Raw genomic sequence first — 15,748 nt, forward strand, 5'->3', positions numbered from 1 at the left:
CTGGCCGGTAATTATTTAAATAGCGGGTGAATTGCGCTGGTAGGGCCGCGGAACCAAGCCTCTGGCGGTGCGGTAGCTCACGATTCGCCGGGTCGGTTCATGTTCGGACATACGGAACAAGTACGGTTCCCACGGCAACCTTCGTACCTTCCTCCGACTGGAGACACCACACTCATGACCACCGACGTCCTCACGCGCACCAAGGGGCGCGTCGACGCGTACTTCGGCATCAGCGAACACGGTTCCACCTTCAAGCGCGAGCTGATGGCCGGCACCGTCACCTTCCTGGCCATGTCCTACGTGCTCGCCGTGAACCCGCGCATCCTGGGCGACGGGCCCGCCGGCGATCTCCACGACAAGGGCATGCCGATCCAGGCCGTGTTCACCGCGACCGCGATCGCCGCCATCTTCGGCACGCTGGTCATGGGCCTGTGGGCCAAGTACCCGGTCGCGCTGGCGCCGGGCATGGGCCTCAACGCCTTCTTCGCCTACACCGTCGTGCTGCACATGGGAATCCCGTGGCAGGAAGCCCTTTCGGGCACCTTCCTGTCGGGCGTCATCTTCTTCGTGCTGGCCGTGACCAAGGTGCGCGAGAAGATCATCGAGGCCATCCCCATGCAGATGAAGCTGGCCGTCGGCGCCGGCATCGGCATGTTCGTGGCGTTCCTGGGCCTCAAGAGCGCGGGCATCGTCACCGCGAGCGAGGCCACCTTCGTGCACCTGGGCGACTTCCACAAGGGCACCACCCTGCTGGCGCTGTTCGGACTCGTCGTCACCGTGGTGTTCCTGGTGCTGGGCTGGCACGGCGCGGTGCTCTACGGCATCCTCGCCACCACCGTGGTCGGCATCGTCACCGGTCTGGTGAACCTGCCGAGCTCGGTCGCGGCCATGCCGCACGGGCTGGATCAGACCTTCGGGCAGGCCATCATCCACCTGCCCAACGCGTTCACCAGTCAGATGATCGTGGTCGTGCTGACCATGCTGTTCGTCGACTTCTTCGACGCCTCCGGCACTTTGATCGGCGTCGCCAACCAGGCCGGGCTGCTCACCAAGGACGGCAAGCTGGAGCGCGCGGGCCAGGCGCTGGCCGCCGACTCGGTCGGCACCGCGGCGGGCGCGATCATCGGCACCTCCTCGACCACCGCGTACGTCGAATCCACCGCGGGTGTCTCGGCGGGCGGCCGGACCGGCCTGACCGCGGTGTCCACGGCCTTCTGGTTCCTGGTCGCGCTGTTCTTCTTCCCGGTCTTCGCGACCTTCGCCAATGTCTCGGCGGTGACCGCACCGGCGCTCATCGTGGTCGGCGTGCTCATGGCCCGGTCGCTGGGTGAGATCGAGTGGAACAAGCTGGAATACGCGGTCCCGGCCTTCATCACCGTGATCATGATGCCGCTGACCTACTCGATCGCGAACGGCATCGCCATGGGGCTGCTGTTCTACCCGATCGTCATGGTGGCCAAGCGGCGGGCGCGGGAGATCCACCCGATCATGTGGGTGCTCATGGCGATCTTCCTGTACTACTTCTGGTTCCTGGCCGAGTAACGCAACTCGACTCTCGGACTCTCAGGGGCTTCCCCTGAAACCCCTTCAACCAACGGGCGCGCGGCGGAATAGCCTCGCGCCCGTTCTCGTTGGGGATCTGCTGTAGGCTTTCGAAGCGGACCATGGTCCGGTTGAAATCGCCCAAGAGCCGTAAGACCCGAAAGACGAGGACCCCGAACATGACCGCAACCCTGAACACCACCGCGGCGACCGCCCGCGCCACCGCCGCGAACGGCGTGACCGGCACCGATATCGGCCTGCTGGCCGCCCGCGTCGGCTTCGGCGGCCTGCTGGCCGTGCACGGCAGCCAGAAGCTGTTCGGCTGGTTCAACGGCTACGGCCTCGACGCCACCGCGCAGGCCTTCCAGGGCATGGGCTACGACCCGGGCAAGTTCTTCGCGACCCTGGCCGGGCTGAGCGAGATCGCCGGTGGTCTGTTGCTGGCGCTCGGGTTGCTGACGCCGCTGGGCGCCGCCATCGCGCTGGGCACCATGATCAATGCCGTGAACGTCACCCGGGGTGGCGGTTTCGCGATGTGGGAGGCGCCCGCGGTCTTCGGCATCGCCGCCGTGGCACTCGCCTTCACTGGTCCGGGCCGCCTCTCGCTGGATCACGGTCGGCCGTGGCAGCGTCAGGGTCTGGTCTGGGGCGCCGCGGCGATCGCACTGGGCGTGGTGGCCGGGCTGATCACACTCGCCGTGAAGTAGGCGGAGGTAAAAGAATTTTCGGTGTCCCCGCGCCGCGTGCAGGGCTTGGCGCGGGGACGACGGACACGTCCGATGTGGGAATTGGGGGGTACATCGGAGTATCGAAAGCCAATTTACTTCTGATCAGAAGTAAGAACCACCCCTGTGACTGTTCTCACAGATGTCATTTCATTTGCGCGACACTATTTGTCAGTCTTTCGAGAGCTTTTGTCACAACTTGGGGATCGGACGTTTCCCAATAGGGCGGCAAAGATGCTCGGAGATAACCGCCATAGCGTGCGGTGGCGAGTCGCGAATCGAGAATTGCGATAACTCCGCGATCGTCGGTACTGCGCAGCAAACGGCCCGTTCCCTGCGCCAGCAGCAGCGCCGCGTGATTGGCCGCCACGGACAGAAAACCATTGCCACCACGCGATTCCACCGCGCGCTGGCGGGCCACCAGCAGTGGATCGTCCGGGCGCGGGAACGGAATGCGGTCCAGGATCACCAGACTCAGCGACGGGCCCGGCACATCCACGCCCTGCCACAGCGAAAGCGTCCCGAACAGTGAGGTTTCCGGGTCGTCCGCGAATTTGCGGACCAGCGCGCCGGTGGCGTCGTCGCCCTGGCACAGGATCGGGGTGTCCAGGCGTTCCCGCAGAATTTCGGTGGCGGCCTTGGCCGCCCGCATGGACGAGAACAGGCCCAGCGTGCGCCCGCCCGCCGCGAGAATCAGCCGCTCGATCTCGTCCAGATACGACTGCGGCAGCCCGTCCCGGCCGGGCGCGGGCAGATGCTTTGCCACGTAGAGGATTCCGGATTTGGCGTGGTCGAACGGGGAGCCGACGTCGACGGAATTCCAGCGCAGGGATTTCTCGTCGGACGGCGCCTCGGCGCCATTGGCCAGCGCCGGATCCACCTTCGACGCCGACTGCGGCGGCAGGCCCCAGGTCACCGCGAGATTGTCGAAGGAGCCGCCGATCTGCAGGGTGGCCGAGGTCAGAATCACTGTGGCCGTGCCGAACAGGCGACTGCGCAGCAGGCCGCCCACCGACAGCGGGGCCATGTGCAGGGTGCGGCGCGGCACCCCGCGCACATCCTCGGAAGCCAGCCAGATGACATCGCGGTGCGCGGATGGATCGGCTTCCTCGAAGGTGGTGAGCACTCGCACCGCGGCGTCGTGCACCTCCTCGACGGCCGCCAGCGCCTGATTGCGAGCCGCCGCGCTCTCCGGATCGCCCTGCGCCGAGCTGCCGCCCTGCGGGGCCAGGGCGGTGCGCGCGTTCCAGGCCGCGTCGCGGATCAGCGCGAGCACCGGGGCCGCGCCGTCCGGCATGCGGTCCCAGCGGCCGGGATTCAGATCGTCGAGCAGGCTGTGCCAGGCCTCGGCCGCGCCCTCGAGCCGGTCCACCTCCTGCTCGTCGATGAGCTTGGTGCAGCGCTTGGCGGCGGCGCTGATGGCGGAGGTGGACAGTTCGGCGGTGGCCACGCCGGTCACCCGGTCGACCAGTTCGTGCGCCTCGTCGACGACCACGACATCGTGTTCGGGCAGCACCTGGATGCCGCTGATGGCATCGATGGCCAGCAGCGCGTGATTGGTCACCACGACATCGGCCTGGCCGGATTCAGCGCGCGCCTTCTCGGCGAAGCAGTCCTGTCCGAAGGGGCAGCGCGATTTGCCCATGCATTCGCGCGAACTCACGCTCACCTGCCGCCACGCGCGGTCGCTGACGCCCGGGGTGAGTTCGTCGCGATCGCCGGTCTCGGTGTCGGAGACCCATTCGTTGAGCCGCTGCACCTCGCGGCCCAGCTTGGAAATGGCGAAGGCGTCGAACAGTTCCGCCTCCGGCTCCTCCGGAATCGCGCTATTGATCTTGTTCAGGCACAGATAGTTGTTCCGCCCCTTGAGAATCGCGAACTGCGGCACCCGCCCCAACGGCGTGGCCAATGCCTCGGCCAGGCGAGGCAGATCCCGATCCACCAGCTGCCGCTGCAGCGCGATGGTCGCGGTCGACACCACCACGGTCCGCCCGGTCCGCACCGAATGCCGAAGGCTCGGCACCAGATACGCCAGCGACTTACCGGTACCCGTCCCCGCCTGCACCGCGAGGTGCTCCCCGGTATCGATCGAGTGCGCCACCGCGGCGGCCATCGTCTGCTGCCCGGTGCGCTCCTTACCCCCCAACGCCTCGACAGCAGTGGCCAACAGCTTCGGTACGGGAGGCAGTTCGGGCACGGCGGCCAGATTACTGCGCCGCGCCGACAACCCCCGCGCAAACCTCGCCGCCCCGCCCGTCAGGACCGAAATCCGCCGATCCGGGCAGGCGTGAGGTGGGCCCGTGGCCGGGTCAGCTTTCGAGGGTTCCGGCCAGCTCGACGCCGGAGGCGCGGAGTTTGTCCAGGGCGGTGGAGACGGTGTCGGGGGAGACGGCGGCGGTGAGGCCGAGGAGGACTCGGGTGTCGAAGCCCTCGGCGCGGGCGTCCAGGGCGGTGGCTCGGACGCAGTGGTCGGTGGCGATGCCGCAGACGTCGACGGCGTCGATGTCGTGGTCGCGCAGCCAGTCGGCGAGGGTGGTGGAGCCGTCGGAGGCGGTGCCCTCGAAGCCCGAATAGGCCGCGGTGTAGGCGCCTTTGGAGAAGATCTCCTGGATGGGGGCGGTGTGCAGGTTCGGGTGGAAGTCCGCGCCCGGGGTGCCGACCTTGCAGTGCGGGGGCCAGGTGTCGATGTAGTCGGGCGTGGCGGAGAAGTGCGCGCCCGGATCGATGTGGAAGTCGCGGGTGGCGACGACGGCGGAGTAGTCGGACACGCCCAGGTATTCGGAGATCCGCTCGGCCACCGCCGCGCCGCCCGCGACGGCCAGCGATCCGCCCTCACAGAAATCGTTCTGCACGTCGACGACGATCAGCGCTCGGCTCATGGGCTGCCTCCCGGGGCCGGAGTGAACCACGACGGTTCGGCTCTCGTATTGCATTGTGCCGCTCGGCCGTCGGCCGGTCCATGCGGCCCACACCGGTTCGGGGGTATTCATGCGGCGCGCCGTTGTCTACGGGCTAGTGCTGTTCGTGGCGTTCTCGATCGCGAGCGTCATCACCGCCCTGATGGACGGCCGGATACACGGCCATCCCGGGGAGATGCTCGGATTCGCGCTGAGCCATCCGGTGCTGCCCGCGATCGCGGCGGTGCTGGCCGCGATCGTCTGGTACCGGCTGCAACGGCGGTCGGGCGCGCGGCGGTAGCGGCTCAGCTCAGGAATGTCGTCGGAATCGCCGGTTCTCCCGCCGACAGTTTCAGACCCTCCCAGGGCAGACTGACCAGTCCCTTGGACACCAGTTCCCGGCTCTGCGCCAGGGTCGGCTGATCGGGGAGCACCTCGCCGTCGCGGACCAGCGGCACCTGCAGATCGCGGATCTCGAAGCCGTCGGGCTCAGGGCGGGAAGCGGCAGCGGGATAGACGATTTCCTCGACGATGGTGCCGGTGCGCCGCGCCAGCCGGGCCGCGCGCTTGGTGCCGCCGCGAGACTCCTTGTGCGAGCTGCGCTTCGCCACCGGGATGCCCTCGACCTCGACCAGCTTGTAGACCATGCCGGCGGTCGGCGCGCCGGAACCGGTGACCAGCGAGGTGCCGACGCCGTAGACGTCCACGGGTTCCGCGCGCAGCGAAGCGATGGCGTATTCGTCCAGATCGCCGGACACCACGATGCGGGTGCGGACCGCGCCGAGGGCGTCCAGCTGGTCGCGCACCTGCCGGGCCAGCACGCCCAGATCTCCGGAATCGATGCGCACGCCGCCCAATTCGGGCCCGGCCACCTCGATGGCGGTGGCCACGCCGCGGGTGATGTCGAAGGTGTCGACCAGCAGCGTGGTGCCGATGCCCAGCGCCTGGATCTGGCTGCGGAAGGCCGCCGCCTCGTGCTGGCCGTCCGCGCCGGAGTGCAGCAGGGTGAAGGCGTGCGCGCTGGTCCCCGCGCTGGGCACGCCGAAGCTGCGGGCCGCCTCCAGATTGGAGGTGGCGTCGAAACCGGCGAGGTAGGCGGCGCGGGCGCTGGCGGGTGCCGCCAGTTCGTGCGTACGGCGCGAACCCATTTCGATCATGCGGCGGCCGCCGGCGGCGCTCACCATGCGGGCGGCCGCGGCGGCGATGGCGCTGTCGTGGTTGTAGATCGACAGGATCAGGGTTTCCAGCAGGACGCATTCGGCGAAGGTGCCGCGCACGGTGAGGATGGGGGAGCCGGGGAAGAACAGCTCGCCCTCGCGGTAGCCGTCGATCTCGCCGCGAAAGCGGTAGTCGCGCAGCCACTCCAGGGTTCGGGCGTCCAGGAACTTCGCGGCGACCGCGAGTTCCGGCTCGCCGAAACGGAATTCGCTCAGCGCCGCGAGCAATCGCCCGGTCCCCGCGACCACACCGTACCTGCGGCCATTCGGCAATCTGCGGGCGAATACCTCGAAGGTGCACTGCCGCTGGGCAGAATCGTCCGCCAGCGCCGCCGCGAGCATGGTGAGCTCGTACTGATCGGTCAGCAGCGCAGTACTGGTCAGTCCGTCCGCGATCATCACGGGACCCACTCTAGGCACATCCGGACCTACCCGGCCGACCACGCGCCACGCCCGGGTGTCGATCACGCTTTCCCGACGGAGTGGCGTGTCGCCTGGGCTGTTGTTTCATCGGCGTGCAGTCGTACCCTGGTTGTTATGGGTCTGTGTAATCAAGACGATGTCAGGGTCGCCACCGGTCCGGTGCGCGTGGACATGACGTTGTCGGCGGCACAGGCGACACCGGAGGCCATCGAATACACCGAGATTCTGGAAGCCGAGGACCGGCCGTGGGTCACCGTCGTGTGGGACGATCCGGTCAACCTCATGCACTACGTGACCTACATCTTCCAGAAGCTCTTCGGTTACAGCAAAGGCAAGGCAACCGAGCTCATGTTGAAGGTGCACAACGAAGGCAAGGCCGTGGTGTCCGCAGGGTCGCGCGACAAGATGGAACACGACGTTCAACGCCTGCACGCGGCGGGGCTGTGGGCCACCATGCAACGTGACGACTGACCGCGACGACTACGGTTACCCCGTGCGGAAGTGGAGCAGAAAGAACTCCCTGGGCGGGCTGAAGCTGCGTTCGGAAATGGACGCCCACGAGGCGGACGTGCTGCGGTCGCTGGTCGGGGCGGTCACCGGACTGCTCACCGATCGGGCCCGCTCGGCGCCCGAGGACGAGCTGGCGGCCCTCACCGGGCTACAGCTCGGCAACACCACCCCGCCCGACGATCCGCGCCTGGCCCGGCTGCTGCCGGACTTCCATCGCCCCGAACCCGGTTCCCCCGACGCCGAGCGCGCGGACCTCAACAGCGCGCTGCGCAGCCTGCACGAGCCGGAGATCATCGAGACCAAGGTGGCCGCGGGCCTGGTCATCCTGGAAACGCTGCCGCCGCAGGGCGGCAAGGTCGTCATCACCCCCGAGCAGGCCGACGCCTGGCTGACCGGGCTCAATGACGTGCGGCTGGCGCTGGGCACGGCCCTGAAGATCGACGCCGACACGCCCGAACACCTACCGGACGAGGATCCGCGCGCGCCGAGCCTCGAGGTCTATCACTGGCTCACCTGGATGCAGGACTCGCTGATCCAGGCGCTCACGCCCTGAGCGCTCCGTCGAACACTCCGTCATTCCGGCGTGCTTTTGGCCGGAATCCATTGACATGGGTGAGATCCCGGCCAAAAACATGCCGGGATGACGAAAGGGAGCTGCTGTGAACAGTGTTGCGGGACCACGTAATTCGATCACCGATGTCGCCGGTGTGCTCGTCGGCCATCACCACGCGCTGGATCCGGCCGCCACCCTGGGCGCCGGTGCGGCCACCGGCTGCACCGTGGTGCGGGTGCCGGGCGGGGCGGTCGCCTCGGTGGACGTGCGCGGCGGCGGCCCGGGCACCCGCGAGACCGACCTGCTGGCCCCGGGAAACACCGTGCGGCAGGTGAACGCCATCCTGCTCACCGGCGGCAGCGCCTACGGGCTGGCCGCCGCCGATGGCGTCATGCGCTGGCTGGAGGAGCACAAGGAGGGCATCCCGATGGATCCCGCCGATCCGGCCCGCGTGGTGCCGATCGTGCCGGGCGCGGTCATCTTCGATCTTCCGGTGGGCGCGTGGGACATTCGGCCCGATGCCGACTTCGGTTTCATGGCCGCCGAGGAGGCGGGCGTGGATTTCGCGCGCGGGTCGGTGGGCGCGGGCGTCGGGGCGCGGGCGGGGTCGCTCAAGGGCGGGATCGGCACGGCCAGTGTGCGTTTCACCGACGGTCCGGCCGCCGGGATCACGGTCGGCGCGGTCATCGTCGCCAATCCCGTTGGCTCGGTGTTCGATCCGCGCACGGGGTTCCCGTGGGGCGCGGGCACCGACGGCCCCGAGCACTTCGGGCTGTCCCCGGCCACCGCCGAACAGCTGGCGGCCGCGAACGCGCTCGCGGTCAAGGGCACCGTGCTCAACACGACCATCGGCGTGGTCGCCACGGATGCCGCGCTGGACAAGGCCGCCTGCAAGCGGCTCGCGGCCACCGCACACGACGGCCTGGCCCGCGCCATCCGCCCCGCGCATTCCCCGCTGGACGGCGACACCCTCTTCGCGCTGGCCACCGGCACCGCCGAACAGCAGCCGAATTTCCCACTGCCGCCGGCCTTCCCGCCGGATCTGCTGATTCTCGACCAGCTGTGCACGGCCGCCGCGGTCTGCGTGGAGCGGGCCATCGTGGACGCGATCCTGGCGGCGACCTCGGTGGCGGGCATTCCCGCCTACCGCGACCTGTTCGGGAGTCCGCGGTGACCGGTTCGGCGGCCCGGCAGGGGTGTGACCGCTTTCACCGGGAATAGCCGCATATTCTCACCTGTTGACGACAGCGTTTCGGCCGTTCGGCCGCGGGCGTCGTGAGCGGAAGGATGCGACCGTGCTGGTGATCAGGGCAGACCTCGTGGAGGCGATGGTCGCGCACGCGCGCGCCGACCACCCCGACGAGGCATGCGGTGTCATCGCCGGTCCCGAGGGCTCCGACCGCCCCGAGCGCTTCATCCCCATGATCAATGCCGCGCGATCGCCCACCTTCTACGAGTTCGACTCGACCGAGCAGCTGCGGCTGTGGCGGGAGATGGACGCGGCCGACGAGGAGCCGGTGGTCATCTACCACTCGCACACCGCGACCGAGGCGTACCCGAGCCGCACCGACATCTCCTTCGCGTCGGAGCCCAATGCCCACTACGTGCTGGTGTCCACCCGCGATGCGGAGCAGCACGAACTGCGCAGTTACCGGATCATCGAGGGCGTGGTCACCGAGGAGCCCGTCGAGATCGTCGCCGCCTACAGCCAATCCGCCTGAGCCCGAACGAAATACACAAGGAGTCCCCACTCATGTCGGTCACCGTGTCCATCCCGACCATCATGCGTCCGATCACCAAGGGCGAGAAGCGAATTCAGGCCGAGGGTGCGACCCTGGCCGCGGTCATCGCCGATCTGGAGGCCAATTACCCGGGCCTGGAGGCGAAGCTGCTCAAGGACGGCAAGCTCAACCGCTACGTCAATATCTACATCGACGACGAGGATGTGCGTTTCACCGGCGGCCTCGAGGCCGAGGTGACCGACGGCGGCACCGTCACGATCCTTCCGGCGGTCGCCGGTGGTTCGCGCTAGCCGTGGCGCGCTATGAGTCGCTGATCGCGACGCTGGGCGACACACCGCTGGTCGGGCTCAAGAACCTGTCCCCGCAATGGGACGGCGACGATCACGTCCGGCTGTGGGCCAAGCTCGAGGACCGCAACCCGACCGGCTCCATCAAGGACCGCCCGGCGCTGCGCATGATCGAGCAGGCCGAGGCCGAGGGCCGGATCACCCCCGGGGACACGATCATCGAGCCGACCAGCGGCAATACCGGCATCTCGCTGGCGATGGCGGCCAAGCTCAAGGGCTACAAGCTGATCTGCGTCATGCCCGAGAACACCTCGGTGGAGCGGCGGCAGCTGCTCACCATGTTCGGCGCGGAGATCGTCGACTCCCCGGCGGCGGGCGGCTCCAATCAGGCGGTGGCGCTGGCCAAGCAGATCGCCGCCGAGCATCCGGACTGGGTGATGCTCTACCAGTACGGCAATCCGGCCAACGCCCTGGCCCACTACGAGGGCACCGGCCCGGAAATCCTCGCGGACCTGCCCGAGATCACCCACTTCGTCGCGGGCCTGGGCACCACCGGCACCCTCATGGGCACCGGCCGCTTCCTGCGCGAGAAGGTCCCCGGCATCGACATCGTCGCCGCCGAACCCCGCTACGGCGAACTCGTCTACGGCCTGCGCAATCTCGACGAGGGCTTCGTCCCCGAGCTCTACGACGAGTCGGTCCTGACCTCCCGCTTCTCCGTCGGCCCCTACGACGCCGTCCGCCGCACCCGCGAATTGGTCTCCGAAGAGGGCATTTTCGCCGGCATCTCCACCGGCGCGATCCTGCACGCCGCCCTCGGCGTCGCCAAGAAGGCCCAGAAGGCCGGCCGGCGCGCCGACATCGCCTTCGTCGTCGCCGACGGCGGCTGGAAATACCTCTCCACCGGCGCATATGACGGCACCCTCGAAGAGGCCGAGGAAAAACTCGACGGCCAACTCTGGGCCTGATTCCAGATTGCCCGGACTCCCCGCGCCCGCTGTGAAAACGCAGCGGGCGCGGGGATTTGCGAGCGCCGCCGCCCTCGTCATCCCAGTCTGCCGTCGCCTCCCGTCATCCCGGCATGTTTTTGGCCGGGATCCACACCGGCAGTGCATGCACCGATGGCGTGGATTCCGGCCAAAAACGCGCCGGAATGACGGGGTGGCGCTCTCGCAATTTCGGGGCGTGGCGCTCATTGAATGGCGGGGTGGCTATTTGTGCCTGGACAGACGTGGGTTTCGGGCGAGGTCCACTGATCACCGCCGGTCGTCAGGGAATTCCCCGAGGCGGTGCAGCCCGGGGCGGCGGTAGGCTCGGGGCAAGGTGGCCTAGGAGGTCTTGCTATGAGCGGCGGTAGTGGGCTGGGGTCGTCGTTCGATCCGGATCGGATCGCGCGGTTGCGGGGGCAGTTGGCGAAACCGGCGGCGGGGGCGGGCGGTTCGAGCGGGTCGAATGCTCTGAAGTTGCTGTGGCAGCGGGCCATTGCGTTGACGTTGGGGTTCACCGCGTTGCTGTACGGGGTGGAGGGGGTCAATAGCGTCACCAATGGGGAGCTCGACAATGCGGGGGTGCGGCCGCGCAGCGAGGAGGGGCTGGTCGGGATCCTGTTCGCGCCACTGCTGCATGCCAATTGGGCGCATCTGTTCGGGAACACCTTGCCGGTGCTGGTGCTCGGGCTGCTCACGCTGCTGACCGGGATCGGGCGCGGGCTCATCGCGACGGCCATCATCTGGGTGATCGCGGGATTGGGGCAGTGGCTGACCGCTCCGCCGCACAGTGTTTCGGTCGGCGCCTCGGTACTCGTGTTCGGCTGGCTCACCTATGTGATCTGCTGGGGATGGTTCTCCCGGAATGTGTTGCAGATCGCCGTCGGGCTGGCGGTGCTGGTGCTCTACGGCTCGATTCTGTGGGGCGTCCTGCCCGGCAACCCGCAAATCTCTTGGCAAGGACATCTTTTCGGGGCGATAGGTGGAGTGGTTGCCGGGTGGGTACTCTCTGGGAATGAACGTCGTCATCGTCGCGGGGCTGACGCCGGCCGTCTCGCGTCGCAGGGGTGACGCTGGACGCGGTCGGCGATTTGGGGGATCCCTCCTTTGAGTGAGAATGCAGCGTGGCAGCATGGGGGAATGCGCCTCACCGTGATCGGGTGCTCGGGCAGTGTGTCCGGCCCGGATTCCCCGGCGTCGGGTTACCTGTTGACCGGCCCGGATATGACACCGACAGTCATCGATTTCGGTCCCGGGGTGCTGGGTGCGCTGCAGCGCCACCTGGATCCGGGTGAGGTCGACATCTTCCTGACCCACCTGCACGCCGACCACTGCCTGGATTTGCCGGGCCTGCTGGTGTGGCGGCGGTATCACCCGAATCCGCCGACGGGTAAGGCCATCGTCTACGGCCCGACCGACACCTCGCTGCGCATCGGCAACGCCTCCGCGGAGATCGGCGGCGAGACCGACGACTGGTCCGATGTCATCGACATGCGCGTGTGGCAGACCGAGACGCCGATCTCCTTCGGCCCCGGCCACACCATCGAGGCGCGCCGCATGTACCACCCGCCGGAGTCCTACGGCCTGCGCATCACCACCGCCGCCGGCCGCACCCTGGTCTACACCGGCGACACCGCCCTGTGCGACGAGGTCTTCGAGTTGGCCAGCGGCGCAGACGTTCTCCTCTCCGAGGCCTCCTGGACCCACGACCCGGCCAACCGCCCGCCGGGCATCCACCTCTCCGGCCACGAGGCGGGCCTGGTCGCCGCCCGCGCGGGCGTCAAAGAGCTGCTCCTCACCCACATCCCCCCGTGGACTTCCCGCGAAGACGTCATCGCCGAAGCCAAGGCCGTGTTCTCCGGCCCGGTGCACGCGGTCTCGCCGGGCGAGGTCTTCGACATCTAACCGCCGGTACCTGACCGTTGGCCCGGCACCACCCCGTCATTCCGGCGTGCTCTTGGCCGGAATCCACCATCTCGGTGTGGATCCCGGCCAAAAACATGCCGGGATGACGAGGGAACATTGTCGTCCCGCATAGGTTCAGCGGGCCGCGGACATCGGCGGACCGGCGGCCGTTAGGCTGCATGGCGTGTCGAAACGAGCCGATGGCAGGGCGGATGACGAACTCCGCGACGTGAAGATCACCCGGGGTTTCACCTCGCACCCGGCGGGTTCGGTGCTGGTGGAGTTCGGTGGGACGCGGGTGATGTGCACCGCGAGCGTCACCGACGGGGTGCCGCCGTGGCGCCGCGATTCCGGATTGGGCTGGCTGACGGCCGAATACGCCATGCTGCCCGCCGCCACCCACACCCGCTCGGGCCGAGAGTCGGTGAAGGGCAAGGTCGGTGGCCGCACCCAGGAGATCTCCCGGCTGATCGGCCGTTCCCTGCGCGCCTGCATCGACCTGGCCGCCATCGGCGAGAACACCATCGCGCTGGACTGTGACGTGCTGCAGGCCGACGGCGGCACCCGCACCGCCGCCATCACCGGCGCGTACGTGGCGCTCTCGGACGCCATCACCTACCTGGGCGCGGCCGGGAAACTGGCCGACCCGCAACCGATCTCCTGCGCCATCGCCGCGGTGAGCGTCGGCGTCGTCGACGGCCGGGTGCGCCTGGACCTGCCGTACGAGGAGGATTCGCGCGCCGAGGTCGATATGAACGTGGTCGCCACCGACACCGGCACCCTGGTCGAGATCCAGGGCACCGGCGAGGGCGCGACGTTCCCCCGCTCCACCCTCGACAAGCTGCTCGATTCCGCGCTGGCGGGCTGCGAGCAGCTGTTCGTGGTGCAGAAGGAAGCCCTGGCGCTGCCGTACCCGGGCGTGCTGCCCGAGCCGGAGGAGTCCAAGAAGCGATGACCCGCGTCCTGGTCGCCAGCCGTAATGCCAAGAAGCTGAACGAACTGCGCCGCATCCTGGACGAGGCGGGTGTCGAGGGCATCGAGATCGTCGGCCTCAACGACGTCCCGGAGTATCCCGAGGCACCCGAAACCGCCGCCACCTTCGAGGGCAATGCCCTCGCCAAGGCCCGCGACGGTTTCGCCGCCACCGGAATCCCTTGCGTCGCAGACGATTCCGGCCTGGAGGTGGACGCCCTCAACGGCATGCCCGGCGTCCTGTCGGCGCGCTGGTCCGGTGCGCACGGCAATGACGAGGCCAACAACACCCTGCTGCTGGCCCAGCTCGGCGATGTCCCCGACGAGCGCCGCGGCGCCCGCTTCGTCTCCGCCTGCGCCCTGGTCGCCGACGGCGTCGAGGAGATCGTCCGCGGCGAATGGCCCGGCATCATCGGCCGGAAGCCGGTGGGCGACGGCGGTTTCGGCTACGACCCGCTGTTCTTCCCCGACGGCGGCGACATCTCCGCGGCCCAGCTCACCCCGGCCGAGAAGGATGCCGCCTCGCACCGCGGCCGCGCCCTGCGCCAGCTGCTTCCCGCCCTGGCGGCCTTGGCCGCCAAATGATTTCGACCCCGCGTGCCCTAGCGGCGCGCGGGGCGAATCAGGGTGACGCCATACGTGGCGACCCAGACCACCCACAGCAGCCAGCCGACCAATCCGATCAGGCCCAGCGGGCTGCGATGGTCGAGTTGCAGTGGCGCAAGCAGCGTCCATGTGAAAAGTATTGCGGCGGAAGTGAACCCGAGATTCGCGTGCCACTTCCGCAGTATCCCCGCGCGTAGGCCGCCGACCGACAGCCCCACCATAGCCAGGGCCAGGAAGACGCCGTTCCCGATGAACAGGGCATTGTGCAAGGTCCAGAGCCCGCCCGCGACGGCGGATCCCCGGTCCGGAATCGCGGTGAGGGTGAAGCGAATCGCGGTGACCGCCGTGAAAGTGACGGTCTGCATGATCAATCCGGCCAGGCCGACCAGTGACCAGGCGGTGCCGTCGGCTCGCTCGTGCTCGCGCAGCAGCGCGGCGACGCTCGCCCCGAAGAGGATCACGCACACGAAGGCCACCGGCGCGCAGGCCCAGGCGAACTCCGCGATTCCGGCATGGTTGCTGAAGTATGTGCTGCTGTCGGCGATATTCGTGCCCGGCTCGGGCATGCCCGAGACCAGCAGGATGCCGTTGCTGCCGAGAAGCACGAGGACGAATCCGAGCGCGGCGACCCCGCCGATGCGGCTGAAATCCCAGCCCGCGAGGTTCGAAGCTTTACTGGCCACATATTCAATATAAGCTGCGTAAACCCAAAGGGGAATGATGAATCAGGAGCGCCGCCGCTACGACTCGCTACGCCGGACCGCGCAGGCCCAGGAGACCGGCGCGGCCATCAGCCGTGCCGCGCGCGAGCTGTTCGTGGCGCACGGCTGGGCCGCCACCACCGTGCGCGATGTCGCCCGCGCGGCGGGCGTCTCGGTCCCGACCGTCTACGCGGCCTACGGCAACAAGACCGGCCTCACCCGCGCCCTCATCGACGCCGCCGACCTCTCTGCCGACGTGCCCGCCCTGATCGCCGAATTGGATTCCGCCGCAGGCGATCCCGCGCGCCAGCTGGCCGCCTTCGCCGCCTACGACCGCCGCCTGTTCGAGCGCGCCGGGGATGTCATCGCCCTGGTCCGGGAGGCCGGACGCACCGAACCCGAACTCGCCGCGGCCTATACGGAGGGCCGATCCAGAGGCGACCGATCCAGGCGGGAGATCTTCGCGAGCTGGCCGGACGGCACACTCCGGCCGGGTCTGGAGGTCGCCACGGCGGTGGATGTCTGTGCGGCCCTGTGCAATATCGACGCCTACGCCACTCTCACGTGGGAACGCGGGTGGTCACCGGATCGCGTGCAGCAATGGTGGACCGAGGCCCTTGCCCGCGAACTGCTGGCATGAGAAAGGGGTTCGAGGTGAAACCCCGAACCCCTTGTGCTCGAT

General features: G+C 68.4%; 18 protein-coding genes. 14 read left to right on the forward strand and 4 right to left on the reverse strand.

All coding sequences use genetic code 11. The features are described from left to right. Positions 1-174 precede the first annotated feature (174 nt). Complete coding sequence (locus ON43_RS07825; protein WP_040805276.1) at positions 175-1,542, forward strand: NCS2 family permease; 1,368 nt, start codon at positions 175-177, stop codon at positions 1,540-1,542. 179 nt (positions 1,543-1,721) lie between these two features. Continuing rightward, complete coding sequence (locus ON43_RS07830; RefSeq protein ID WP_040805279.1) at positions 1,722-2,249, forward strand: DoxX family protein; 528 nt, start codon at positions 1,722-1,724, stop codon at positions 2,247-2,249. 163 nt (positions 2,250-2,412) lie between these two features. On the opposite strand, the gene ON43_RS07835 is transcribed toward ON43_RS07830, so the two are convergent. Together ON43_RS07835 and ON43_RS07840 are read right to left on the reverse strand one after the other, a co-directional pair. Further along, the gene (locus tag ON43_RS07835) at positions 2,413-4,464 is read right to left on the reverse strand and encodes an ATP-dependent DNA helicase (protein WP_040805364.1); all 2,052 of its coding nucleotides are present in this window, start codon (positions 4,462-4,464) and stop codon (positions 2,413-2,415) included. Between the two features lie 112 nt (positions 4,465-4,576). Continuing rightward, a complete protein-coding gene (locus ON43_RS07840) occupies positions 4,577-5,146 on the reverse strand; it encodes an isochorismatase family protein (protein WP_040805282.1) in 570 nt (189 codons plus the stop codon). A gap of 109 nt (positions 5,147-5,255) precedes the next feature. Here ON43_RS07840 and ON43_RS07845 point away from each other — a divergent pair, with 109 nt between their 5' ends. Then, positions 5,256-5,465, forward strand: coding sequence for a hypothetical protein (locus tag ON43_RS07845; protein WP_157513947.1), 210 nt, complete (start codon positions 5,256-5,258; stop codon positions 5,463-5,465). 4 nt (positions 5,466-5,469) lie between these two features. Here the strand turns inward: ON43_RS07845 and ON43_RS07850 are convergent, their stop codons facing one another. Then, entirely contained in the window at positions 5,470-6,780 is a 1,311-nt protein-coding gene (locus ON43_RS07850) for a nicotinate phosphoribosyltransferase (protein WP_040805289.1), read from the reverse strand. 138 nt (positions 6,781-6,918) lie between these two features. Here ON43_RS07850 and clpS point away from each other — a divergent pair, with 138 nt between their 5' ends. From clpS to ON43_RS07900, 10 genes are all read left to right on the forward strand, one after another. Beyond that, the gene (gene clpS / locus ON43_RS07855) at positions 6,919-7,275 is read left to right on the forward strand and encodes an ATP-dependent Clp protease adapter ClpS (RefSeq protein ID WP_157513948.1); all 357 of its coding nucleotides are present in this window, start codon (positions 6,919-6,921) and stop codon (positions 7,273-7,275) included. Positions 7,276-7,297: 22 nt separating this feature from the next. Further along, positions 7,298-7,867 (forward strand): oxidative stress transcriptional regulator AosR, encoded by a 570-nt coding sequence (gene aosR / locus ON43_RS07860; RefSeq protein WP_040805368.1) that lies wholly within the window; start codon positions 7,298-7,300, stop codon positions 7,865-7,867. Between the two features lie 106 nt (positions 7,868-7,973). Beyond that, on the forward strand, positions 7,974-9,041 hold the full coding sequence (locus ON43_RS07865) for a P1 family peptidase (RefSeq protein WP_040805292.1): 1,068 nt from the start codon (positions 7,974-7,976) through the stop codon (positions 9,039-9,041). A gap of 121 nt (positions 9,042-9,162) precedes the next feature. Next, positions 9,163-9,588, forward strand: coding sequence for a M67 family metallopeptidase (locus ON43_RS07870; protein WP_040805294.1), 426 nt, complete (start codon positions 9,163-9,165; stop codon positions 9,586-9,588). A gap of 32 nt (positions 9,589-9,620) precedes the next feature. Continuing rightward, positions 9,621-9,899, forward strand: coding sequence for a MoaD/ThiS family protein (locus tag ON43_RS07875; protein WP_040805298.1), 279 nt, complete (start codon positions 9,621-9,623; stop codon positions 9,897-9,899). Between the two features lie 2 nt (positions 9,900-9,901). Then, the gene (locus ON43_RS07880) at positions 9,902-10,864 is read left to right on the forward strand and encodes a PLP-dependent cysteine synthase family protein (protein ID WP_040805301.1); all 963 of its coding nucleotides are present in this window, start codon (positions 9,902-9,904) and stop codon (positions 10,862-10,864) included. A 375-nt stretch (positions 10,865-11,239) separates the two neighbouring features. Next, entirely contained in the window at positions 11,240-11,953 is a 714-nt protein-coding gene (locus ON43_RS07885; RefSeq protein ID WP_083913226.1) for a rhomboid family intramembrane serine protease, read from the forward strand. A gap of 69 nt (positions 11,954-12,022) precedes the next feature. Then, positions 12,023-12,787 carry a cyclic nucleotide-degrading phosphodiesterase gene (locus ON43_RS07890; RefSeq protein ID WP_040805303.1) on the forward strand — a complete coding sequence of 255 codons (765 nt, stop codon included), beginning with the start codon at positions 12,023-12,025 and terminating at the stop codon, positions 12,785-12,787. A 184-nt stretch (positions 12,788-12,971) separates the two neighbouring features. After that, on the forward strand, positions 12,972-13,742 hold the full coding sequence (rph, locus tag ON43_RS07895) for a ribonuclease PH (RefSeq protein ID WP_040805305.1): 771 nt from the start codon (positions 12,972-12,974) through the stop codon (positions 13,740-13,742). Further along, positions 13,739-14,344 carry a non-canonical purine NTP pyrophosphatase gene (locus ON43_RS07900; protein WP_040805309.1) on the forward strand — a complete coding sequence of 202 codons (606 nt, stop codon included), beginning with the start codon at positions 13,739-13,741 and terminating at the stop codon, positions 14,342-14,344. The genes rph and ON43_RS07900 overlap by 4 nt, the downstream gene beginning before the upstream one ends. A gap of 17 nt (positions 14,345-14,361) precedes the next feature. Here the strand turns inward: ON43_RS07900 and ON43_RS07905 are convergent, their stop codons facing one another. Next, on the reverse strand, positions 14,362-15,048 hold the full coding sequence (locus ON43_RS07905) for a hypothetical protein (protein WP_063712505.1): 687 nt from the start codon (positions 15,046-15,048) through the stop codon (positions 14,362-14,364). A 37-nt stretch (positions 15,049-15,085) separates the two neighbouring features. On the opposite strand from ON43_RS07905, the gene ON43_RS07910 reads away from it, so the two are divergent. Continuing rightward, positions 15,086-15,706, forward strand: a complete 621-nt coding sequence (locus ON43_RS07910; RefSeq protein ID WP_040805372.1) for a TetR/AcrR family transcriptional regulator — start codon at positions 15,086-15,088, stop codon at positions 15,704-15,706. The last annotated feature ends 42 nt before the right edge of the window (positions 15,707-15,748 follow it).

The sequence above is a fragment of the Nocardia concava NBRC 100430 genome (assembly GCF_000308815.1).
Taxonomy (GTDB): domain Bacteria; phylum Actinomycetota; class Actinomycetes; order Mycobacteriales; family Mycobacteriaceae; genus Nocardia; species Nocardia concava.